Origin of the sequence: Paractinoplanes lichenicola, assembly GCF_016785085.1 — a bacterium.
Taxonomy (GTDB): Bacteria; Actinomycetota; Actinomycetes; order Mycobacteriales; family Micromonosporaceae; genus Actinoplanes; species Actinoplanes lichenicola.
Genome location: NZ_JAENHO010000004.1, coordinates 571,062 through 592,008, shown reverse-complemented (window position 1 = coordinate 592,008; position 20,947 = coordinate 571,062). Strand labels below are relative to the sequence as shown.

Genomic DNA, 20,947 nt, shown 5'->3' with positions numbered 1-20,947 from the left:
GTGTGCGTCCTAAGCGTCGATGGTGCAGGGGCCGGCCGGGGCCGAGATGCAGGTCTGTACGGGGATGCTGTCGCCCGGTTCGGCGACGGTGAGCTGCCCGTCGCGCAGGTCGCGCACGGCGCCCTCGCGCAGCGGCAGCACGCAGCTGAAGCAGATGCCCATCCGGCAGCCCGACGGCATCAGCACGCCGGCGCCCTCGCCGGAGTCGAGCAGCGGCTCCGAGCCGTCGGTCTCGACCACCGTGCCGGACTGGGTGAACGTGACCGTGCCGCCCCCGCCTGCGCTGATCAGCGCGGGGCGGAAGCGCTCGGTGCGCAGCCGGTCGGCGGCGCCGCCGTCGGCCCAGTGCGTCTCGAGGTCGTCGAGCATGTCGTTGGGGCCGCAGGCCCAGGTCATCCGGTCGAACAGGTCGGGCACGAGCTCCTCGACGTCGGCCGGCTTGAGCCGCCCGTCGGCGCGGGTGTGCCGCTCGATCAGCCGGATCCGGCCCGCGGCGGCCAGGGCCCGCAGCTCGGAGCCGAAGACCACCGCCTCGGACGTGCCGGCGGAGTGCACGACGACCACGTCGGAAAGCTCGTGCAGCGCGCTGCGCAACATGCCCATGACCGGGGTGATGCCGCTGCCCGCCGTGATGAACAGCGTCTTGGCCGGGCGGGGCTCGTCGAGCAGGAACTCGCCGGTGGGCGGGTCGAGGTGCACGATCGCGCCGCGCCGGGCCTTGCGGACCAGGTGCGTGCTGACGGCGCCGCCGGCCACCTCGTTGACGGTGATCGTGATGCGGCCGTCGCGACGCGAGGGCGGACTGGTGATCGAGTAGGAGCGCCACAGCCGTACGCCCTCGACGTCCACGCCGACGCGGACGTACTGGCCGGGCCGGTGCGGCGTCCAGCCCCGGCCGGGCCGCAGCACGAGTGTGACGCTGCGATCGGTCTCGGGCCGGACCGCGTCGATCTTGGCGCGGAGAATCCGGGCGTTGCGCAGCGGGGCGATCACGTCGAGGTAGTCCGCGGGGACAACCGGAGTCGTGATCAGCTCGACGACGCGCCAAGCGCCGCTCCGGAGGTTGTGTATTACAGCCACGTAACAAGCTTCCTGCGTCGGCGGGGTAGATTCCTGACCAGGCGAAGTGAATCAACCCGTGTTTTTTGTTCGCGAGGGACAACCAAGCATGTCTGAACCTCTTCCGGACGTACGGACTTTCCGTCTGTCGCCAGCCGTTGTCATGCCCCTGCGTGAACGGCTGCCGCACGTCGCTACCCAGACCATCGACGCGATCATGGCTGAGGTTCCGGCCTACCGAGAGGCTTTTGCCGGCGATCTCGGCGTCAAGATCGAGCGGGCGGTCCGGGCCGCGCTGGGCACGTTCCTCGGCCTGGTCTCGCGGGGGCACGGCCCCGACCCCCAGTCTCCCCTGGCCCCGGCCCTGGAGGCGGCGTATGCGCTGGGTCGCGGCGAGGCGCGCAACGGCCGCAGCCTGGACGCCCTGCTCGCGGCGTACCGGGTGGGCGCGCGCAGCGCCTGGCACGAGCTGGCCGAGATCAGCGTCGGCACCGGCCAGCCCGCGGCGACCATCGCCCACTTCGCCGAGCTGGTCTTCGCCTACATCGACGAGCTGTCCGCGGCCAGCGTGGCCGGGCACGCCGACGAGCTCGCCTCCACCGGCCGGGCCCGCGCCCGCCACCTCGAACGCCTGGCCCAGGCCCTGCTCGCGGGCGAAGCGGAGCACACCGTCACCGCGGCCGCCCAGCGCGCCGACTGGTCCCCGCCGCGCACGCTGACCGCCGTGCTGGTGCCCGAACACGCCACCCGCGCCGCGCTCGACCTGCTCGACCGGCGCACCCTGCAGCTCAACGAGGCCGGCCCCGGCGCGCCCGACCGCTCGGTGCTGCTCGTCCCCGACGCCGCCGGCACCGCCCGCGACGCCCTGCTGGGCCTGCTGCGCGGCCAGAGCGTGGTGGTCGGCCCGGCCCGCCCGTGGCTGCAGGTCAAGGCCTCGTACGACCGGACCGTGCGCATCCTGAGCCTGTGCTCGGCCCGCGGCGTGATCGACACCGAGCAGCACCTGGCCGAGCTGGTGCTCACCGCCGACCCGCAGGCCCTGGCCGACCTGCGCGCCCGCGTGCTGGCCCCGATCGGCGACACCTCGGACGCGTCGGCCGCCAAACTGGTCGAAACCCTGCGCAGCTGGCTACGCCACCAGGGCCGCCGCGAGGAGGTGGCCGCCGAGCTGTTCATCCACCCGCAGACGGTCCGCTACCGCATGACCCAGCTACGCGAGCTCTACGGCGACAAACTCCGCGACCCGGCCTGGACGACCTCACTGATGATCGCCCTCGCGATGCCGTGACAGCTCAGAACCGCCCCCACCGCACACCGGTGCCGCCGCCCGTGTGCTGGATGACATAGCCGTTGGCCCGGGCCCACCGGAACGCCGCGTCGGCCAGCACCTGGGAGCCCGAATTGAGATATTTCGTGGCCATGGCCTTGCTGCCGAGCCCGTCCAGCAGGGGCACCAGCCGCTCCTCCGACCCCGGCTTGCCCACCTTCAGGCCCAGGCACGCGAGGCTCATGCTCTCCGGGTTCCGCAGAGCCACCCGTACGAGGGCCGGGTTGTAGAGGCGAAGCGGCAGCTCGAGCAGCGACTCGTAAAGCGTCCGCCCCGTCTCGGCGTCGCGCCACCGGCAGCGGGTCATGCAGGCCACCGTCCGCTCCAGCAGCCGCTCGATGGCGGCCACCTCCACCATTTCGGCCGGGGTGAGCCCGTCGTGGTTGCGCAGCGTCTCGTCGGCTCCCAGGGCCACCAGTCGGGCCACGGCGTCGTCGCGGCCCGCGTGATAGGCCAGGTGCAGGGCCGAATCCCCGTCCGGGTTCTGCAGGCCGAGGTCGCCCGCGACGACCGGCCGGTCCGGGCCCGTCGCCGCCGCGAGAACGGCATCCACCCGAGCGCGCAGCACTTTGTCCTGGCGGCGCTGCTCCTCAGCCGCGCGCTTGGGGGCGCTGTAGCGCGACATGCCCAGCCCGATGATGACGAAGGCCGCCACCAGGACGGCGATCATGACACTGCTCAGGACGGCCAGGAACATGCACACATTGAAGAACACGCATGCCGCCGCCGCAGCCCTGCAGGACGGCCGGGCCGAGCGGAAAGCAACCGCCCAGCCCGGCGCAGGCATTACTCGGCGGGGGCGAACTCCGCCGGCTCGGTCGCCTCGGGCTCCTCGAGCGGGGACGAGACGAGCAGTTCGAGCTCCCAGCCCGCGGTCGGCTCGTCGCCCTCCTCGCCGGCCTCGAGATAACTGCGCAGCCGTACGCCGAGGCCGAGCTGGTTCGCGGCCCGCAGGTGTTCGGTCACGTCGTCGATGCTGGTCAGGTAGTGCGTGGCGATGAGCTCGGGCTGCACGGGGGTCTCGTCAAGATCAGTCACCGGACCAGGGTAAGCGGACCGGCCCGGGGCGGCAGCGGGCGGCCTGTGCGACGTCCGGAACGGGCCTGGTCAGCAGCGTTCGGACTGCGCCAGCCGGGCCGTTGCCGTGGCGGGGGTCCCGCATTTCACGACGCCGACCTCGGAGCCGGTCCAGGAGTACAGGTAGCCGCTGATCACGCCGCCGTCGGCGCACGTGCCGGTGAACCGGAGCTCGATCGGGCGAACGGCGGCGTAGCCGATGAAGGTGCCGTCCTCGGCGCCCAGCCCGGCGACGGCGGCGGCCAGCTCGTCGCGGCCGGGGCTGCGGCCGGCGTCGGGCTGGGCGGCCGCGCGGAGCACGTCGTCGACGGTTGCCGTCTTGAGGGCGGTCCAGGTGATCCGGGGCCGCTCGGGGTCGCTGTGCTGCAGGACCGAGCTCTCGACCCGGCCGGCGCGCACGACGACCTCGTGGTAGCCGGTCAGGCGGGGCTCGTGGATCACCGGCTCCCCGGCGTCGAGGCCGGTGACGGCGCACGACGGAGCCAGGCTGCTCAGCACGGGAGCGGGGTCGGCCTCGGTGACGTAGCAGCCGGCGGCCGCCAGCGGGAGGGCGAGCGCGGCGGACAGGCGTACGGGGGAACGCACTCAGATGTCCAGGATGAGCGGGCGGTGGTCGGAGACCTCGGGGGCGGCCTGGATCTCGAAGTGCTTGACCGCCGCGGGGTCGGAGATCAACAGATAACTCGCATGCCGTACGGGCTTGGGGTAGCTCGACGTGCGGGTGTCGGCCGCGCCCACCAGGTCGGTCAGGCCCGCCTCGGCCAGGATGGCGAACGTCTCGCTGCCGGGCAGCAGGTTGAGGTCGCCGCACAGAATCGTGAGGTCGCCGGGGCGGCTGATGCGGCGGGTCAGCTCGGCCAGCTTGCGAGCCTGCTCCGCCCGTACGGGGGAATCGCCCTTGCCCTGAGCATCGCGCAGACCATGCGCCTGGACGATGCAGACCGCGCGGCCGGTGTCGCGGTCGACGGTGCGCACGGCCAGCGCGTTGCGGGGGCGGTGCGTCGAGGTCCACTCGTCGTGATCCTGATAAACCCCGTGCACGTACGAGGAATCGACGCCGACGACGGGCAGGTGCTCGGCCACCAGGGTCGCCACGCCGAAGTCCTGACGGTGCCGCTCGCCCTCGACCGTGACCGGCCCGGAGTCGCTGGCCAGGAAGATCGCCTGGGCCCGCGGCAGTGCCCGGCGGACGTCATCGAACAGGTCGGCCCGCTGCGGCAGCGCCCGCTCGGCGTCCTCGAAGTGCGTCCACCCCGTACGGCCGGGCGTGCGGGTCACCTCCTGCAGGCACAACACGTCGGCCCCCACCTCGGGCAACCACGCGATCAGGTCGTCGTGCTTGGCCCCGCCCCACGCGTTCACGCTCACGATCCGCACGGCGAGCCACCCTACGGGATCGGCGCCACCTGATCGGCCACCCACGAGGCGAGCAGGCGCAACGACTCCGCACTGGGCGATTCCGGCTCGGCCGCATAGACGGTCATGGTGAGCCCGGGTTCGGCCCGCAGGTCGAGGCTCTCGTACGCGAGCTCCAGGCCGCCGACGACCCGATGGTGGAAGCGTTTGACGCCGGTGCCGTGAGTGCGGACGTCGTGGGCGCCCCACAGGCGGCGGAAGTCGTCGCTGCGGGTGGACAGCTCGCCGACGAGATCGTGCAGCCCCTTGTCGTGCGGATCCTTGCCGGCCGCGGTGCGCAGGTTGGCCACGGTCATGGCGGCGGCCAGGTCCCAATCGGGGTAGAAGCGGCGGGCGGCGCTGTCGAGGAACGTGAAGCGGGCGAAGTTCGGCGGGCCTGACCGGTCGGCGTAGACGTCGCTGTACATGGCGCGGCCGAGCGCGTTGGCCGCCAGCAGGTCCGAGCGGTTGTTGCCGACGATGGCGGGCGCGGCGGTGATGGCGTCGAGCGACCACTGCAGACCGGGCCGGAGCTGCCATTGCCGCGGGCGGCGGGGCCGCAGCAGGGCGTTGCTGCCGTTGGCCTCGTGCGCGAGACGCAGCAGGTGGGCCCGTTCGGCGTCGTCGAGCCGCAGGGCGCGGGCGATCGCGTCGAGCACCCCGGCCGAGACCCCGGAAAGGGTGCCGCGCTCGACTTTCGCGTAGTACTCGACGCTCACCCCGGCCAGCCCGGCCACCTCGCTGCGGCGCAGGCCGGGCACGCGGCGCTGCCCCACGACCGGCAGACCGGCCTGCTCCGGGCCGATCTTCGCGCGCCGCGAGATGAGGAAGTCACGCACCTCGGCCCGGTTGTCCATGCCCTCGACGGTACGGCGAAGCCCTCCCGCCAGCGACGTACCAGCAGTACACCCCTCATCAGAGACTCCCACCGGGCGGGCGGCGCCGATGAGCTGAACCCATGACCCTCATCCCCCGGGCTCTGGTTCTCGTGCTGCTGCTCGCCGCAGGCGCGTGCTCGTCCCGGCCCGGCTCCAGCCCGTCGCCCACCGGGGCGGGAACAGCAATCGTCCTGCGCACCGGCGACCGGGTCGCCACCGCCACCTTGGCCGACACACCGGCGGCCCGGGATCTGCTCGCGATGCTGCCGGTGTCCGTGCCGATGAGGGACGCCTGGGCGCAGGCCAAGTCGGGCCGGCTGCCCCGTGATCTCGCCGTCGACCGAGCCGAGCCGGTCCACGACCCCGCCCCGGCGGAGATCTACTTCGTGCCCGGCGCCGACGTCATCGCCGTCTACTACGCCGACCTCGGGCAGCGCGTGCCCGGCTCCGGCCTGGTTCGCCTCGGGGTCGTGGAGGACGGCCTGGACAACCTCGCCGAGGCGGGCCGGCGCTTCACGGTTCGCATCGAGCGGGCCGAAGCGTGACGACCGCAGCCGCCCGGGCCACGCTCAGCACTGCCCTGGTCGCGACGGTCATTTTCCTGACCGCGATCGCGCCCCTGGCGACGGACATGTATGTGCCGGCCTTTCCCCGGGTCGCCGGGGATCTGTCGGCCACGGCGACGCAGGTGCAGCTGACCCTGACCACCTTTTTCGTCGGGATGGCGCTGGGTCAGCTGATCGGCGGGCCGGTCTCGGACCAGCGTGGCCGGCGCCGGCCGCTGCTCCTCGCGATCGGGCTGATGAGCGTGGCCTCGGTCGTGTGCGCGCTCACCCCGTCCATCGGGCTGATGATGGCCGCCCGGTTCGTGCAGGGGTTCAGCGGCGGCTGGGCGATGGTGATCGGCCGTGCGGTGATCGTCGACCTCGCCACCGGGGCCAAGCTCGTCCGCGTGCTCAACCTGGTCGCCGGGGTCGGTGGGGTCGCCCCGATCGTCGGCCCGCTGCTGGGGGCGGCGATCCTGCAGGTGTCGGGCTGGCGGATGTCCTTCTGGGCCGTCGCCGCGCTGGGCGTGGTCATGGCCGTGGCCGTGCTGGTGGCCGTGCCCGAGTCGCTCCCGCCGGGGCGCCGCCACGACGGGGGTCTGCGGGCTTTCGCGTACGCCGGGCGGCAGCTCCTCGGCAACCGCCGCTACGTCGGCTACCTGCTGGTCACCGGGTCCGCCATGGGTGCGCTGTTCGCCTACGTCGCCACGTCCGCGTTCGTTCTGCAGTCGATGAACGGGCTGTCGCCCGGGGCGTATTCGGCCGACTTCGCCGCCAACGCGGCCGGCATGACCGTGGCCGCCCTGGTCGCCGCGCGCCTGGCCGGCCGGGTGCCGACCCGCGCGGTCATCCTGACCGGGCAGGTGGCCGCGCTGGCCGCGGGCGTGGCGATGCTCGCCGGGGCGGTGTGGTTCGGCACCCCGCTGTGGCTGGCCCTGCTGTGCTTCCTCGTGCTGATGAGCGCCCAGGGCTTGATCCTCGCCAACGCCGGTGCGCTGGCCTCGGCCGAGGTGCCCGAGCACCCGGGCACCGGCTCCGCGCTCCTCGGTTTCGTCCAATGGGTCGCCGCCGGGATCATCGCCCCGATCGCCGGGCTGGGCGGGGAGTACACGGCCGTGCCGATGGCGCTGCTCATGACGGCGGGGGCGGCACTGTCGATGATCGGGCTGCTGGTGCTGGCCCGGCCGGAGGCATGACGGTGGCCGCCACCTTGCAGGTGACCTGCGTGTGGCAATCGGGGCTCACCCCGTGGGCAAAGGCGAGCCTGCCGGTTCGCCGAGTGCGGCTCGCACCGCGGTGGCGACCCACCCGGACCCGTCGGGTTCCTCGGAGCTGGGCCCGAGGGCGGGCTGAGACAGGGCGATCACCAGTTTCAGGATCGCTTCGGCCGAGTATGCGGCGGTGAGCTGCCCGCGTGCCTGGGCGGCCCGGATCTGCGCGATTTTGTCGTCGGTGGCCTCGCGCACCGTCGGCAGTCTGGTGCCGGCGCCGTCGCGTTCGAGCCGGTCCCAGGTGGCGATGCGCAACGTACGTGGTTCACGCCGGTGTTGTTCGTGGAGTGCGGCGGCGTAGCCGGGCAGGTCGGCGACGTCGAGCGGCACCGCGTCGACGGTGGCGACCACCATGGCGTCGAAGACGGCGTCGAACAGTTGCTCCTTGTTGCCGAAGTACCGATAGATCATCGCTTTGTTCGACCGGGCGGCGTCGGCGATGCGATCGATGCGCGATCCGGCCAGCCCGAAGGCGGAGAACTCTTCGACGGCCGCGGCCAGGATGCGTTCCTTGGTCTGCGCGGAGTCCTTGAGCACGGCCCGAGTGTAGCGCAAGTAACTAGTTAGTTGCACTCACGGCTACCGTGGTGCACCATGCAACTAACCGGTTACTTGCATGGTGCGGGGCCGGGGAAGGGACAAGAGAAATGCGCAAGTGGGTACTTCAGCCGGGCGTACTCGGGCTGGACGCACTGAGCCTGATCGACGACGCCGATGTTCCAGAACCGGGCCCCGGGCAGGTTCGCGTCGCGGTGCGTGCGGCGTCGGTGAACTACCGCGATCAGATCATCATCAACGGCGAGTACGGGCAGACGATCGCCACGCCGACGATCCCGCTCTCGGACGCCTCCGGGGTCATCGACGCGGTGGGCCCCGACGTGTACGGGTGGAAACTCGGCGACCGGGTCATCTCCGTCTACTTCGACGGCTGGGTCGACGGGCCTCCGACGGGCGGAATGGGATTCGGTCTGGGTGCGCCCGGTGAGGACGGGGTGTTGGCCGAATACATCGTGCTCGATGCCGATCGGGTCGCGGCCATGCCGGCCTCGCTCGACTTCGCTCAGGCCGCGACGCTGACCTGCGCCGGTCTGACCGCGTGGACAGCGCTCTTCGAGGAGCACCCCGTCACGGCGGACCAGACCGTTCTCACCCTGGGCACGGGCGGCGTGGCGATCTTCGCCGTGCAGCTCGCCCGGGCGATGGGAGCCAAGGTTCTCGCCACTACCAGCCGGGAGGAGAAGGTCGATCGGCTCACCGAGCTCGGCGCCGCCCAGGTTTTCAACTACCGCACCGACCCGGCCTGGGGGCAGAGTGTGGCCGCCGCCGGCGGCGCGGACAAGGTAGTCAATGCCGCGGGCGGCGGAGCCCTGGCTCAGTCCGTCTTCGCGGTCAACCCCGGCGGCGAGATCGCCGTCATGGGCCTGTTCTCCGGCGGTGACGAGCCTCCCGCCCTGCCGGTCCTGATGGCCAAGGGTGCTTCGATCCGCGGCACGGCGGTCGGGGGTTCCGCTGCGCTCAACCGGCTGGGAGCCTTCATCGATGCCCACGGCATCAAGCCGGTGGTTCAGCACACCTACGCGTTCACGGATGCTCGCGCCGCCTATGCAGCTCAGGCCGGCCGCGACGTGTTCGGCAAGATCGTGATTGAGACCGCCTAGGCGGCGCCGGGGGTGCTTCCCAGGCGGACGTCGACCAGGTCGCCCAGGTGGACGCCGGCCTCGGCCAGCAGGCGTTCGACGGTGGCGATGACCAGGCCGTCGATGATGTTGTCGCCGTGGATCAGGCGGAAGAAGTCCTGGCGGCCGCGGCGGACGGCCTCGACGCGCCAGCGGCCGTCGGGGGTCTGCATGGCCCCGATGACCTTGCCCTGGCTGGGTGGCGGCACGGGTTCGGGGGCGCGGCGGATCGAGGCCGGCGAGCGGTCCGTACGCAGGCCGCGCCACGACGGGTGGCGCAGGCGGTGGTCGGGGGTCCAGTTGCGGAACGCGACCTCGCCGATCAGGGCCGGCTCGACCCAGTGGGCGTGGCGGGCGAACTCGCGCGGCACCCCCTCGATCGGCGGCGTCGTGCGGGTCAGGGCGGCCAGCTCGGTCTGCAGGTGACGCAGGGCGCTGTCGGTGAAGCCGGTGCCGACGTGGCCCGCGAAGGCCAGCCGGTCGCGTTCGTCGTGCACGGCCAGCAGCAGGGAGCCGATCGTGCCGGAGCGGCGGCCGGAGCCGGGCTTCCAGCCGACGACCAGCACCTCCTGCGTCTTGACGAGCGGGATCTTGGTCCAGTCGGCGGAGCGCTTGCCGGGCCGGTACGGGGCGTCGAGCCGCTTGGCGACCACGCCCTCGAGCCCGGCCAGCTCAGCCGCGCGCAGCACGGTGGGCCCGTCGGCGTTGGCGAACCGGGCCGGCACCCGGATGTGCTCGCCGACCAGCCCGAGGCCGGAAAGCAGGTCGCGCCGGGTGGCGTACGGCTGGGCGGTGAGATCTTGGCCGTCGAGGGCGAGCAGGTCGAAGACGTAGTAGAAGACCGGCACCCCGGCGACCAGGGCCGGGCTGGGCGTGGAGACGTGCATGCGCTGCTGGAGCAGGGCGAACGACGGGCGGTCGCCCTCGAGCGCGACGATCTCGCCGTCGAGCACGGCGTCGCGCCCGTCGAGCAGGGCGGGCAGCTCCCCCAGCTCGGGATAGCTGCCGGTGATGTCGTTGAGGTTGCGCGAGCGGGCCTCGACCCGGCCGCCGCTCACGCCGGTGATCGCGCGGACGCCGTCGAACTTGAACTCGAACGCCCACCCGGGACCGGCCGGCAGGGGGCCGGCGGCCGCAAGCATCGGCGCGGAGATCACCCCTCCAGTGATCACGACGCATGACCTTCCAGCAACCGGTACGCGGAAAGATCACCTAACTACACCGATGTAGTTTCCGCAGGTCAGGCGCGCACGGCCGAATTTCGGTTGAACGGCCTCCGTACGCTGAAGCGGCCTTTCACGGAAACGGGGATTCATGCGTTCTCTTCTCGCCGGCGGTCTCGCCGGTGTCACCGCCGTCGCGCTGGCCGGCGGTTGTGCCGCTCAGCAGTTCCAGGCCCTCGAGCCGAAGCTGGAGCTGCGCAACGCCGCGCAGCAGCTCGCCGACGCCCAGCAGGCCGGGTTCACCCTCAAGGTGACCGGCGACCCGGCCGCCCTGGTCGCCGCGGCCGGCAAGGACGCCGACGCCGCCACGGTCAAGCAGCTGTTCAACTCGTCGGTCTCGCTCGCCTACGACAAGGGCGGCCCGGGCACCGACGACGACAAGTCGAGCCTGGCCGCCACCGTCGACGGCGTCACCGGCACGGAAGTCCGGTTCGTCGGCGGCGTGGTCTACGCCAAGGCGCCCGTGAGCGAGCTCGCGGCCAAGTTCGGCGCCACACCGGCCGAGGTCAAGGAGCTGAGCGGGGGCACGTCGGAGTTCGACGCGTTCTTCGCCGGCCAGTGGGTCTCGATCGACCTCACGGCCCTGTCCAAGGACGCACCCACCCCGACGACCGGCCCCGACCAGCAAAAGGCGCTGGCCGAGTTCACCACCAGCGCGACCAACCTGCTCGAGGGGGCGGACGTCAAGCGGGACGGCGCCGACGACAAGCACCTGATCGTCACGTCGTCCACCACCAAGGCGTACGCGGAGGCCAAGCGGTTCGCCACGGCCGTCGAGCCCTCGCTGGCCGCGCAGTTCAAGAAGGCGCCGGCCGACAAGCCGATCGTGCTCGACCTGTGGATCGACAACGGCAAGCTGACCGCGGCCGAGCTCGACGTGCTGCAGTTCGTCGACGGCGCGACCGGCCGGGTGGCCGCCCGCCTCGAGGTCAGCGAGCCCCAGGCGATCGAGGCCCCGACCGGCGCCACCAAGCTCGACCTGTCGACGATGCCGTACTTCGGCGGCGGCGCGGATCTGAGCGAGCTGGAGAAGCTCGGCAACTGAGCGACGCCGTAACAGGAGACGGCCGGTCACCCCGGGAGATCACGCTGATGGGCGGATCTGCGACCAGGGGTGACCGGCCGTCACCACGCCCGGCGGTGTAGCGACCGCCGGGGTGCTGCGTCAGAGCGGGCGGATGTTCGCGGCCTGGAGGCCCTTGGCGCCCTGCTCGACATCGAACTCGACCCGCTGGTTCTCGTCGAGGCTGCGGTAGCCCGACGTCGCGATGGCCGAGAAATGGGCGAACACGTCGGCGCCGCCGTCATCCTGGGTGATGAAGCCGAAGCCCTTGTCGCCGTTGAACCACTTCACGGTGCCAGTTGCCATCGAACGGAATCCTCTCGACTCAGGAGGGGACGCACCTTGCGAGCCCTCCGCGTCGCTGTAGTGATCACCCCGGGCAGACCCGTGAACCGACGAAACAAAAAAGACGCCTGACCCGGGCTCAAAAACCCGTCAGGCGTCGAAAGAAACGTCCAAAAGGAAATCAAAACTGCAACTGCGCCAACCCACCACGGCAAGCCGGGCAAAACACTGCCCAGATGCGGCCCCGTACGAGTGCCGGGGTGAGAATCAGGGATGCCGATTCCTCGCCCGCCCGCGCCGTGGCTCATTCGGCCGGTCAAGATGCCCGCGACCACTCCCCCGCCGCTGGAGGGGGTGTGGGCGCCCGGCGACACCCGGCTCGATGACATAGAGCTTCTGCCGCTGCCGGACGGGCACGGGCCGGAAGACGTCGTCGTGGGGCTGGACGGCCGCGTCTACGCCGGGGCCGACGACGGGCGCATCTGGCGGTGGCCGGCCGACGCGCACACCGACCACCGGGCCGAGCCGATCGCCGACACCGGCGGGCGCCCGCTCGGCATCGAGGTGGACCCGCGCGACGGCAGCCTGATCGTCTGCGACGCCTATCGCGGGCTGCTGCGCCTGACCCCCGACGGCGTGATCACCGACCTCGCGCACCGGGTCGGCGGCAAGCGGATCCTGTTGTGCAACAACGCCGCCGTGGCCCGCGACGGCACGGTCTATTTCACCGACAGCTCGAACCGCTTCCCGGTCTCGCACTGGCGGCGCGACCTGCTGGAGCATCGGCCCAACGGGCGGGTGCTGGCCTACGACCCGGTCTCGGGCCGCGTCGACGTGGTCGCCGAGGGCTTCTGCTTCCCCAACGGCATCGCGCTGACCCCGCAGGAGGACGCGCTGATGCTGTGCGAGACAGTGGCCCACCAGCTGGTGCGGATCACCCTCAACGACGGCACCGTACGGGTCCTGGACGATCTGCCCGCCTATCCGGACAACATGTCGTCGGTGGGCGACGGCACGTACTGGATCGCTTTGGCCAGCCCCCGGGTCGCGCTCGCGGAGCGGCTGCTGCCGCATCCGATGCTGCGCCGGGTCGCCGCCGTGCTGCCCACCCGTCTGCAGCCGCAGCCGTTGCCGCACCCGATCGTGGCGCAGGTCGACGTCGAGGGCACGGTGCTGCGGGCGTTCCACGGGCCGGCCGGGCGCTACGTGATGGCGACCGGGGTGCGGCAGCACGGCAGCACGCTGTGGCTCGGCAGCCTCACCGAGAAGGCGATCGCCCGCGTCGCGCTGGCTTGACCCCGACGCGACGTCATGGTTTCCGATGGTCGCCATGAACCGCGTGTCGTCGGCCTACCTGGCCTCCTACGTCCTGTCCCTGCTGGGCAACTCCATCGCCGGGGTGGTGCTGCCGCTGCTCGTGCTGCAGACCACCGGCAGTGTGCTGGCCACCGGGGCCGTGGCCGTCGCGTCGGCGCTGCCCGCGGCCCTCGCCGGGCTGGTCATGGGCGTGGTCATCGACCGGATCAACCGCCGTACGGCCTCCGTGCTGACCGATGTCGTCTCGGCGCTCGCGGTCGCCGCGCTGCCCCTGGTCGACGCGACCGTGGGGCTCGCCCTGGGCTGGTTCGTGCTGTTCGCGGTGCTCGGCTCGTTCGGCGACGTGCCGGGGCTGACCGCGCGCGAGGCGATGATCCCGGGCATCACGCGGGCCGGGAGGATGAGCGCGGAACGGCTGCTGGGGCTGCGGGAGGCGCTGGGCGCGGTGGTCATGCTGGCCGGGCCGGCGGCCGGGGCGGCCCTGATCGCGGTCTTCGACGGCGTCACCGTGCTCTGGGTCACCGCGGCCACGTCGGCGGCGGCCGCGGCGGTCACCATGCTCATCCCCCGGTCGGCCGGCGCGGTGGTGGCGCCGTCGAAACGGGTGGTGCTGCGCGACGGCTGGCACGCGCTGATCCGGTCGCCGTTCCTGCTGGTCACCACGATGCTCAGCGCCGGGCTGGTGGTGGTGCTGGCCGGCTTCCAGGCGCTGGTGCTGCCGGTCTATTTCACCCTGCAGCAGCGGCCCGAGATGCTCGGCCTGGTGCTCAGCGCGCTCGCCGTGGGGCTGCTGGCCGGCGGCGGCACGTACGCGGCGGCGGGTGGCCGGGGGCCGCGGCGCACCTGGTTCCTGACCGGCATGCTGATCACGATCGCCGGCTTCGGCGCGATGGCGACGCTGGCCGGCCCGTGGTTCGTGCTGGGCGCGGCGGCCCTGGTCGGGCTGGGCAACGGGCTGTTCGGCAGCCTGCTGGGCGTGCTCATGGTCGAGCGGATCCCGGACGCGCTGCGGGGCCGGGTGATGGGCCTGCAGAACTCGATCCTGACCCTGGCCCCGGCGCTGGGCATGGGCGGCGCCGCGCTGCTCGTCGAGGGAGGCGGAGCCCGTACGGGGGCAGTTGTTCTCGCTTTGGTCTGGCTCGTGACCGGCGTGGTCGCCATCGGCGCGCGAGCCCTGCGCGACCTGGAGCCCCAGCTCGTAGGCTCACCTCGATGAACAGCGGCGAGATCGCCCGTACGGCCGGGGTCAGCGTGCGCACCCTGCGGCACTACCACCAGGTCGGCTTGCTGCCCGAGCCCGCGCGGCGGTCGAACGGCTATCGCGAATACACGGTCGGCGACCTGGTGCTGCTGCTACGGATCCGGCGGCTGGCCGAGCTCGGCATCCCCCTCGACGAGATCCCGCCGCTGCTCGAAAGCGACAGCCGGGCCGGCACCGTGCTCGACGACCTCGACCGCGAGCTGGCCGCCCAGATCGAGCGCCTGGCCGCGCGCCGCCAGGTGATCGCCCGGCTGCGCGCGGCCGGGGCCAGCCCCGACACCCCGCCGGAACTGGCCGGCCTGCTCACGAACGTGGCCGACGCGCCCGACCTGCCGGCCGAGATGCTGCGGCACGACCGCGAGATGATGCTGCTGCTGCACCACCGGCTCGACGACGCCGGTCGCACCGCGCTGACCGGCCTGCTCGGCCAGGTCGCCGAGCCCGGCCTGCTGGCGGCCACCACCGCGCTGAGCGCCCGCTTCGCCGCGCTGGGCCCGGAGACGCCGCGCGAGGACGTCGACCGGCTGGTCGTTGACTTCCAGCAGGTGCTGGGCCGCCTGCGCTTCGACGGTCTGCACGCGGTGGATTCGCTGACCGAGGCACTGCTCACGGCGTACGGGGAAACGGTCTTCAACGACGCCCAGCGAGCGGTGCTGAATCGCCTGCAGGTTCAGTGAGCGGTCGGGCGGTAGACCACCTCGAGGGTGTGGCCGTCGAGGGTGCGGCTCTCGAGCAGCTCGAGGTCGAAATCGCCCGCGCCGCCGAAGATCGGGCTGGTGCCGGTGCGGCCCGAGACAACCGGGAAGATCGTCACCTGCACGCGGTCGACCAGGCCGGCCGCCATCAGCGCCCAGTTCAGCGACAGGCTGGCCTGCCCGCGCAACGGCACGTCCGACTCCTCCTTGAGCCGCTTCACGATCTCGACGGCGTCCCCGCTCACGATCGTCGCGTCGGGCCAGCCCAGCGTGTCGGTCAGGGTCGACGAGATGACCGTGGCCGGCGAGCGGATGGTGCGCAGGTTCCACTCGTCGAGCGCGTTGGGGTCGATGCCTGACGACATGATCTCGGCCATCTCGCGGAAGGTGGTCGCGCCGAAGACCGTGCGCTGCTCGGTGTCGAACAGGGCGGCCCGGTGGGCGAGGAGCTCGGGACCCTGCTTGCTCCAGTAACCGCCCCAGTCGGCGCCCTCGTCGAACGAGCCGTAGCCGTCGAGGGTGGAGAAGACGTCCCAGGTGTAGGTCGCGGTCATGTCAGTGCCTCTCTGCTCTACCGGTCTTTGCCTACTCCACGAACGCCCGATCCCGGACCCGACACTCCCCCGATAATCTTTCTCGGTGCGTGATGATCGGCGAACCTACCGCCGCGTCGAGAAGCGGGCTCTGATCATCATCGGCGGCTGGGTGGCTTTCGCCCCGTTCGCCTTCTGGCTGATCCTGCCGAACGTGGCGCTGGCGGTGTGCTTCGTCGCCGGGTTCACCGCCGGGCTGTGGCTGACCGGGCCGGTCGTGAGCGTGACGGTGACCGCGCAGGACATCATCGTGCGCAACACGCTCCACACCTGGACGATCGCCCGCAGCCTGGTCACCCGGCCCGACGACCACGACGCCATCCATCTGCTGGTCGCCGGTCACCGCTCGGTCGAGATGTCGGCGTTCGAGTACTTCTTCAAACCCCGGCTCACCGGCGGTCACGAACCCGTCTCGCCCGGCATCGGCTGGCTCACCACGGCGCTGACCGAGGTGCCGGCGCTGCCCGATGACGGACAGCGCCGGTTCGGCCCGCACTGGGGGAACGTCCTGCTGGGTCTGATCACCGTCGCCGGCCTGGTGGAGGCCTGGCGCCTCGTGCCGTAGCGACGCCCGGAGCCCGGCTCAGCCGCAGGACGTCGGCGGGTACCACGGCCCGGCCGACGAACCTGCGACGTACGCCCGCCACTTACGAACGGCGTAGTAGATGTTGTAGTGGTAGACGTTGGAATACGGGATGACGTTCGACTGACTGGCGGTCCCCGCGTCCACGCGGGCCTCGAACCCGATGCCGTCGCGCGGGGCCTCGTCCACCACCGTCAGCCGGTAGTAGCCGCTGCTGCCGCTGCGGGCGTTCCAGGCCCACTCGAAGCGACCGATCAGGTTGACCTTGTTGATGTCGCTGTAGATGTTGGTCGCCCTGCCCCAGCTGAAACAGCCGGTGGCGTAATACCACTCGCCCGCGGCCGCCGCCGGTCGGGCCGCGAGTGCGGAACCCGAGATGGCCAGCACGATCGCCACCACCATCCTCAAAATACGCATCTGCCCTGCTTCCTCTCGAGGGGGACCGATTCCCTCCGCCCGGAAGCTTGGCGGGCTGGTGTTGTGGAATCACTGTGGACCGGCGCGGTGCAGGCTGCGCGGGTCGTCGGGGGCCTGAAACTGCTTGTACAGGCCGCTGCGGGCGGTGCGGCGCCACTGACGGGCCGGGTTTTCGGTGGGGCGGGTGAGGTCGATGGTGGTCAGGGCGTCGGACGGTGCGGCGGGGCAGCGGGCCGCCCAGTCGCCGGCGGGGGTGATGACGCCGGCGGGGGCGTTGGGGGCGTCCTGGGCCGTGCCGGCGTAGCTGACCCAGAAGCTGTTGGCGGCGGCGAGAGCCTGGGCCTGCAGCGCGAACGGGCCGTTGTTGACCGGTGTGCCGGGGCCGTGGGTGGAGAACAGCACGCAGTCGACGTCGAGGCGTTCGTATTCGCTGAAGATCTCGGGGTAGGCCGCTTCCATGCCCAGCGCGCAGCCGAAGCGCAGGCCGTCGACGGTGAACGTGACCGGGGCCGCGCCGGGGGTGTACATGTGGCTGACCTTGGTGTTCGAGAGCAGCCGCTCGTCGTAGCGGGTGGCGATCGTGCCCTGGTCGGAGAGGACGTACAGGCTCAGGTGGGGGCGCCGGGGCGGGGTCAGCGGGTGGATCGAGCCCAGCACCGTCCACAGCCGCAGCTCGCCGGCCAGGGTGGCGATGGCCCGCAGCTCGTCGGCGAGGGTGGGCCAGTCGGCGCGGTCCCAGTCGGCCGGGCCGACGACGTCGGGGGTGGCCGACATGATGCGCTTGCCGGGGCAGCACAGTGCGCCCTCGGGCAGGTGCAGCAGGCGGGCGCCGGCGGCGTGGGCCTCGCGCATGAGGGCCCGGATCTGCCGGCCGCTTTCGCGCAGCGCGGCGGTGTCGCCGGGGTCGGGGTGGACGGTGAGCTGGGTGACGGACAGTCGCATCGTTTCTCCTCGCGGAGCCGTGCGGAAGTGCCGCAGAGCAGCGGTGTAGGACTCACCCGTCTTGGCGGCGCGGGCGCGCACCCGGCGTTTGAGGTTCTTGTTGGCTGTCATGGGCCCTCCGCTTGTCCCGTGCGTCGATCCCCGCGCGACCAGGACGTCCGGAACCAGCGAACAGTGACAGCGACCCGAGACTCAGAAGTCCCTTTGCCTCCGTACGAGACCGAGCGCGGGACGGTCGGGGAGGTTGGGCGGTGGGCCACGCCTAGGGTGACCGTAGCAGACCCTAGGAGGCGGCGGCGATGTCCGACTATCCCGTGTTGATGCACACCGTGATCGATGCGACCGACAGCAGGACCCTGGCCGAGTTCTATCGGCAGCTGCTGGGGCTCAAGTATCGCGAGGGCGACGAGGACGACTGGCTGGTGCTGCTCGACGGGGACGGCCGCCGGGTGTTCGCGATTCAGCGGGTGCCGACGCTGACCCGGCCCACGTGGCCGAAGCACGACGTGTCGGCGCAGATGCATCTGGACTTCCGGGTGGCGACGGTCGAGGAACTGGAACGGCAGCGCCGGCGGGCCGAGGAACTGGGGGCTTCCGTGCTCCTCGACCGCACCGGCGATGCCGATGAGCCGCTCTACGTCTTCGCCGACCCGGCCGGGCACCCGTTCTGCATCATGGTCAGCCAGGGATGACGACGGCCGGGACTGCTCAGATCCGCGACCAGAGGGCCGGGACGTTCGCCGGCTCCCAGCCCACCAGCGAGGTGTGGGCCTGGATGCAGCGGTAGCGGGCGCCGTTATAGGTGACGACCGCCCCAATCGCGTACGGGGTGTTGGGCGCCCACGCCGTGCCGGTCGGCGGGGTGGTCGTGGGAGGCGTCGTCGGCGGGGTGGTCGGCGGCCGCGTGGTCGTGGGCGGAGTGGTCGGGGGCGTCGTGGGCGGTCGGGTCGTCGTCGGCGGAGTCGTCGGCGGCTGGGTGGTCGTGCCGCCGCCGGTGGCGTTGCCGCCCGTCCAGTTGAGCGCCCCGCTGGCCACGGTCTTGCCCGCCGGCACCGACAACGTACGGCCGTCGGTGAACGTCACGGAAAGCGCACTGTTCGTGATGTTCGAGGCCACGTACGTCTTGGCCCCGTTCTTGCTGAACACCTTGGCCAGCGGGTGGTTGGCCGAGACCGTCGCGTCCACCTGGCCCAGCGCCTGCAGGTTGCGGATCCAGTGGAACGTGTGGGCCTTGCTCTCGCCCTCCTCCGGCGTGTAGTTGCCGGCCGCGCGCCACTTCGACATCGCCGCGTCCGGGTCGCCCAGGGCCAGGTACTGCCAGAGCATGTCGCGCCAGATCGTCGGCTCGCCGCCCTTGTTCCGCACCATTTCCGCGTACGTGTTACGCACCGCGGCCGGATACTCGCCGAGGTAGAGCTGCCCGCCCGTGATCGGCAGCATGTTGATGCCGACGATCATCTCGTGCTCGCCGGAGAACCAGGTCGCGTACGCCCCGCCCGAGCCCCACACGATGGCCGTGTAGTTGTGGCCCCAGTTCTGCGGGAAGTTCTCGTTGCGCACGTCGAACCAGTACTCGTTGATCGCCGCGGCCTGCGTGGTGTGGATCCAGATGCCGGCGTCGCGGACGGCGTTGTTGCCGGTGGCCTGACCCCACTGGATCAGCGCGTTCGCGAAGTTCTGGCCCTCCGACGACGACTCCTGGTTGTTGCCCGCGCCGAACGCCCCGTGCCCGGAGGCCCAGTCGTGCCCGGCGTAGATGTCGAAGTCGCGCAGGTACGGGAACCGGGTGTCGGTGCGGTCGTAGTTGTTGGCGTCGCGGATCAGCAGGTCGACCATGCCGCCGTACCGGGAATTGGACGCCCACGCCGGGTCGAACTTGGCCAGGGTGGCCGCGGCCGCGATGAAGTAGCCGTAGTGGAAGTGGTGGTCGTTGAGGTCCTCGTCGGAGGCGTACGACGCGGGGTAGCCGATCAGCGTGCCCCAGTTCTTGTCGTAGTAGAAGACCCGCTCGTTCTTGCCGGCCGATGCGGTGAACCAGTCGGTGATCCGGGTCCGGATGACGTTCAGCGCCGAATCCCGTACGGACGTCAGATTCAGCTGGTCGGCGATCTCGGCGATCCGGGCCGCCCGGCCCAGGCCCTTGCCGGTCCAGTACGTGTCGTTCCCCTTGAAGTCGGCCGGGTTGCCGAGCTCGTTGTTCAGCAGCGTGGTGATCTGGGATAGGTCGGCCCCGCTCGAGTCGCCCACGGCGGGCAGCTCGGGCAGCACACCCGAGTAGCGCATGGACGTCTGGAACTGCGTACCCGTGAGCACCTTCATGGCGCCGCGCGGGGACACGTACGTACGGGAAAGCGGGGTTGATCCGGTCAGGTAGCGCCACTGGTGCGGGTAGAGCGCGATGACCGTGCCGCCCGAGCCGCCCGCCAGGTTCTGCGTGGTGAAGCTGTACGTCGTGGTGACCGTGCCGTTGGCCTGGTTGTAGTTGTAGGCCATCCGGGTGCCGGTGACGTGGTTGTGCGCGAACTGCCCGAACTGGTCGGCCAGCGCGGTCTTGTCGGCCGTGCTCGCGCTCGACAGTGTGGGCAGCACGGCGACGGAGAAGTAGCCCTGGCCGCCCAGGTTCGAGCGCAGGGTGTTGCCGGACTGGCTCCAGGTCGACCCCGCGGGCCCGTACGCCACGTAGTCGTGCCCGCCGATCGAGAAGCCGATCCGCCCGCCCGTGTTCTGCCAGACCGTGGGCGGCCCGACGATGCTGAGCTGGGCGTCGCCGCCGGTGACGCGGTAGTACGACAGCGGCAGGCCGTGCCCGATCGTGGCCTTGAGCGTGCGGGCGCCGTCGCTCCACGAGGGGGTGACGGTCCAGTCGCTCCAGCCGTCGACCAGCGCGCGCGGGGCGTTGAGCCCGGCCACGCCGACCACGATGTGCTGCGCGTACGGGTAGTGGTACTCCCCCGTGCCGGTGGCGCTGCCGCTGATGGCCGCGTCGGTCTGGTACGACAGGCCGAGGCCGTTCGCGGTGGGCCGGTAGGAGGCCGGGCCGGCGAACAGCGGCTGCGAGAAGTTGCAGTCGTCGCCCTTCTTGAACAGCAGCGACGACCACCAGTCGTTGGTCGGCACCGCGCCGCCGGGGGCGTTCGAGGTGACGTACTGGCGGGGGTTGGTCGACATGGCGCCGCAGCCGGTGGGCAGCTTGGCGCCGGCCGGGAGGGTCTCGGTGTAGCTGCCGGCGCCGACCGTGGCGGCCTCGGCAGTGCTGGTCAAGGTCACGGCGAGCACTCCTGATCCGACCGCGAGCGCGGCCGCGGCCAGGGCGGAGACGATTCTTCGTCGGGATGGCATG

Annotated in this window: 23 protein-coding genes; 10 read left to right on the top strand and 13 right to left on the bottom strand. The window is 71.5% G+C overall.

The window, feature by feature from the left end; genetic code table 11:
- Positions 1-9 precede the first annotated feature (9 nt).
- A complete protein-coding gene (locus JKJ07_RS16260; protein ID WP_202992359.1) occupies positions 10-1,080 on the bottom strand; it encodes a ferredoxin reductase in 1,071 nt (356 codons plus the stop codon).
- An 88-nt stretch (positions 1,081-1,168) separates the two neighbouring features.
- Between JKJ07_RS16260 and JKJ07_RS16255 the strand changes: the two genes are divergently transcribed.
- On the top strand, positions 1,169-2,347 hold the full coding sequence (locus tag JKJ07_RS16255; protein ID WP_202992358.1) for a PucR family transcriptional regulator: 1,179 nt from the start codon (positions 1,169-1,171) through the stop codon (positions 2,345-2,347).
- 4 nt (positions 2,348-2,351) lie between these two features.
- Here JKJ07_RS16255 and JKJ07_RS16250 read toward each other — a convergent pair whose 3' ends face one another.
- From JKJ07_RS16250 to JKJ07_RS16230, 5 genes are all read right to left on the bottom strand, one after another.
- The gene (locus JKJ07_RS16250) at positions 2,352-3,083 is read right to left on the bottom strand and encodes a hypothetical protein (protein ID WP_202992357.1); all 732 of its coding nucleotides are present in this window, start codon (positions 3,081-3,083) and stop codon (positions 2,352-2,354) included.
- An 89-nt stretch (positions 3,084-3,172) separates the two neighbouring features.
- Complete coding sequence (locus JKJ07_RS16245; protein ID WP_202992356.1) at positions 3,173-3,424, bottom strand: hypothetical protein; 252 nt, start codon at positions 3,422-3,424, stop codon at positions 3,173-3,175.
- A gap of 69 nt (positions 3,425-3,493) precedes the next feature.
- Positions 3,494-4,048 carry a hypothetical protein gene (locus tag JKJ07_RS16240; RefSeq protein WP_202992355.1) on the bottom strand — a complete coding sequence of 185 codons (555 nt, stop codon included), beginning with the start codon at positions 4,046-4,048 and terminating at the stop codon, positions 3,494-3,496.
- Complete coding sequence (locus JKJ07_RS16235; RefSeq protein ID WP_202992354.1) at positions 4,049-4,840, bottom strand: endonuclease/exonuclease/phosphatase family protein; 792 nt, start codon at positions 4,838-4,840, stop codon at positions 4,049-4,051.
- An 11-nt stretch (positions 4,841-4,851) separates the two neighbouring features.
- On the bottom strand, positions 4,852-5,715 hold the full coding sequence (locus JKJ07_RS16230; RefSeq protein WP_202992353.1) for a helix-turn-helix transcriptional regulator: 864 nt from the start codon (positions 5,713-5,715) through the stop codon (positions 4,852-4,854).
- A 101-nt stretch (positions 5,716-5,816) separates the two neighbouring features.
- On the opposite strand from JKJ07_RS16230, the gene JKJ07_RS16225 reads away from it, so the two are divergent.
- Together JKJ07_RS16225 and JKJ07_RS16220 are read left to right on the top strand one after the other, a co-directional pair.
- On the top strand, positions 5,817-6,281 hold the full coding sequence (locus JKJ07_RS16225) for a cyclophilin-like fold protein (RefSeq protein WP_202992352.1): 465 nt from the start codon (positions 5,817-5,819) through the stop codon (positions 6,279-6,281).
- The gene (locus JKJ07_RS16220; protein ID WP_202992351.1) at positions 6,278-7,477 is read left to right on the top strand and encodes a multidrug effflux MFS transporter; all 1,200 of its coding nucleotides are present in this window, start codon (positions 6,278-6,280) and stop codon (positions 7,475-7,477) included. Before JKJ07_RS16225 ends, JKJ07_RS16220 begins: the two co-directional genes overlap by 4 nt.
- A 45-nt stretch (positions 7,478-7,522) precedes the next feature.
- Here the strand turns inward: JKJ07_RS16220 and JKJ07_RS16215 are convergent, their stop codons facing one another.
- A complete protein-coding gene (locus JKJ07_RS16215) occupies positions 7,523-8,089 on the bottom strand; it encodes a TetR/AcrR family transcriptional regulator (RefSeq protein WP_202992350.1) in 567 nt (188 codons plus the stop codon).
- 110 nt (positions 8,090-8,199) lie between these two features.
- Here JKJ07_RS16215 and JKJ07_RS16210 point away from each other — a divergent pair, with 110 nt between their 5' ends.
- Positions 8,200-9,210 (top strand): zinc-dependent alcohol dehydrogenase family protein, encoded by a 1,011-nt coding sequence (locus tag JKJ07_RS16210; RefSeq protein WP_202992349.1) that lies wholly within the window; start codon positions 8,200-8,202, stop codon positions 9,208-9,210.
- Here the strand turns inward: JKJ07_RS16210 and ligD are convergent.
- Complete coding sequence (gene ligD, locus JKJ07_RS16205) at positions 9,207-10,400, bottom strand: non-homologous end-joining DNA ligase (protein WP_307834284.1); 1,194 nt, start codon at positions 10,398-10,400, stop codon at positions 9,207-9,209. The two genes, JKJ07_RS16210 and ligD, sit on opposite strands and share 4 nt — an antisense overlap.
- A gap of 142 nt (positions 10,401-10,542) precedes the next feature.
- Here ligD and JKJ07_RS16200 point away from each other — a divergent pair, with 142 nt between their 5' ends.
- Complete coding sequence (locus JKJ07_RS16200; RefSeq protein WP_202992348.1) at positions 10,543-11,496, top strand: hypothetical protein; 954 nt, start codon at positions 10,543-10,545, stop codon at positions 11,494-11,496.
- Between the two features lie 120 nt (positions 11,497-11,616).
- Here the strand turns inward: JKJ07_RS16200 and JKJ07_RS16195 are convergent, their stop codons facing one another.
- Positions 11,617-11,820: a cold-shock protein gene (locus JKJ07_RS16195; protein WP_202992347.1), complete on the bottom strand. Its 204-nt coding sequence runs from the start codon at positions 11,818-11,820 to the stop codon at positions 11,617-11,619.
- A 252-nt stretch (positions 11,821-12,072) separates the two neighbouring features.
- Between JKJ07_RS16195 and JKJ07_RS16190 the strand changes: the two genes are divergently transcribed.
- The 3 genes from JKJ07_RS16190 to JKJ07_RS16180 are packed head-to-tail and all read left to right on the top strand — an operon-like array spanning position 12,073 to position 15,054.
- Complete coding sequence (locus JKJ07_RS16190) at positions 12,073-13,095, top strand: SMP-30/gluconolactonase/LRE family protein (protein WP_202992346.1); 1,023 nt, start codon at positions 12,073-12,075, stop codon at positions 13,093-13,095.
- Between the two features lie 34 nt (positions 13,096-13,129).
- On the top strand, positions 13,130-14,332 hold the full coding sequence (locus JKJ07_RS16185) for an MFS transporter (RefSeq protein ID WP_202992345.1): 1,203 nt from the start codon (positions 13,130-13,132) through the stop codon (positions 14,330-14,332).
- Positions 14,329-15,054, top strand: coding sequence for a MerR family transcriptional regulator (locus JKJ07_RS16180; RefSeq protein WP_202992344.1), 726 nt, complete (start codon positions 14,329-14,331; stop codon positions 15,052-15,054). The genes JKJ07_RS16185 and JKJ07_RS16180 overlap by 4 nt, the downstream gene beginning before the upstream one ends.
- On the opposite strand, the gene JKJ07_RS16175 is transcribed toward JKJ07_RS16180, so the two are convergent.
- Positions 15,048-15,626, bottom strand: coding sequence for a dihydrofolate reductase family protein (locus tag JKJ07_RS16175; RefSeq protein WP_202992343.1), 579 nt, complete (start codon positions 15,624-15,626; stop codon positions 15,048-15,050). The genes JKJ07_RS16180 and JKJ07_RS16175 overlap by 7 nt on opposite strands.
- 85 nt (positions 15,627-15,711) lie before the next feature.
- Here JKJ07_RS16175 and JKJ07_RS16170 point away from each other — a divergent pair, with 85 nt between their 5' ends.
- Positions 15,712-16,230 carry a hypothetical protein gene (locus tag JKJ07_RS16170; RefSeq protein WP_202992342.1) on the top strand — a complete coding sequence of 173 codons (519 nt, stop codon included), beginning with the start codon at positions 15,712-15,714 and terminating at the stop codon, positions 16,228-16,230.
- Between the two features lie 18 nt (positions 16,231-16,248).
- Here the strand turns inward: JKJ07_RS16170 and JKJ07_RS16165 are convergent, their stop codons facing one another.
- Positions 16,249-16,665 (bottom strand): hypothetical protein, encoded by a 417-nt coding sequence (locus JKJ07_RS16165; RefSeq protein WP_202992341.1) that lies wholly within the window; start codon positions 16,663-16,665, stop codon positions 16,249-16,251.
- A 69-nt stretch (positions 16,666-16,734) separates the two neighbouring features.
- Positions 16,735-17,718 carry a carbon-nitrogen hydrolase family protein gene (locus tag JKJ07_RS16160; protein WP_202992340.1) on the bottom strand — a complete coding sequence of 328 codons (984 nt, stop codon included), beginning with the start codon at positions 17,716-17,718 and terminating at the stop codon, positions 16,735-16,737.
- Between the two features lie 188 nt (positions 17,719-17,906).
- On the opposite strand from JKJ07_RS16160, the gene JKJ07_RS16155 reads away from it, so the two are divergent.
- Positions 17,907-18,299, top strand: coding sequence for a VOC family protein (locus JKJ07_RS16155; RefSeq protein WP_202992339.1), 393 nt, complete (start codon positions 17,907-17,909; stop codon positions 18,297-18,299).
- A gap of 16 nt (positions 18,300-18,315) precedes the next feature.
- Here JKJ07_RS16155 and JKJ07_RS16150 read toward each other — a convergent pair whose 3' ends face one another.
- A complete protein-coding gene (locus tag JKJ07_RS16150; RefSeq protein ID WP_202992338.1) occupies positions 18,316-20,946 on the bottom strand; it encodes a glycosyl hydrolase in 2,631 nt (876 codons plus the stop codon).
- Position 20,947 lies beyond the last annotated feature (1 nt).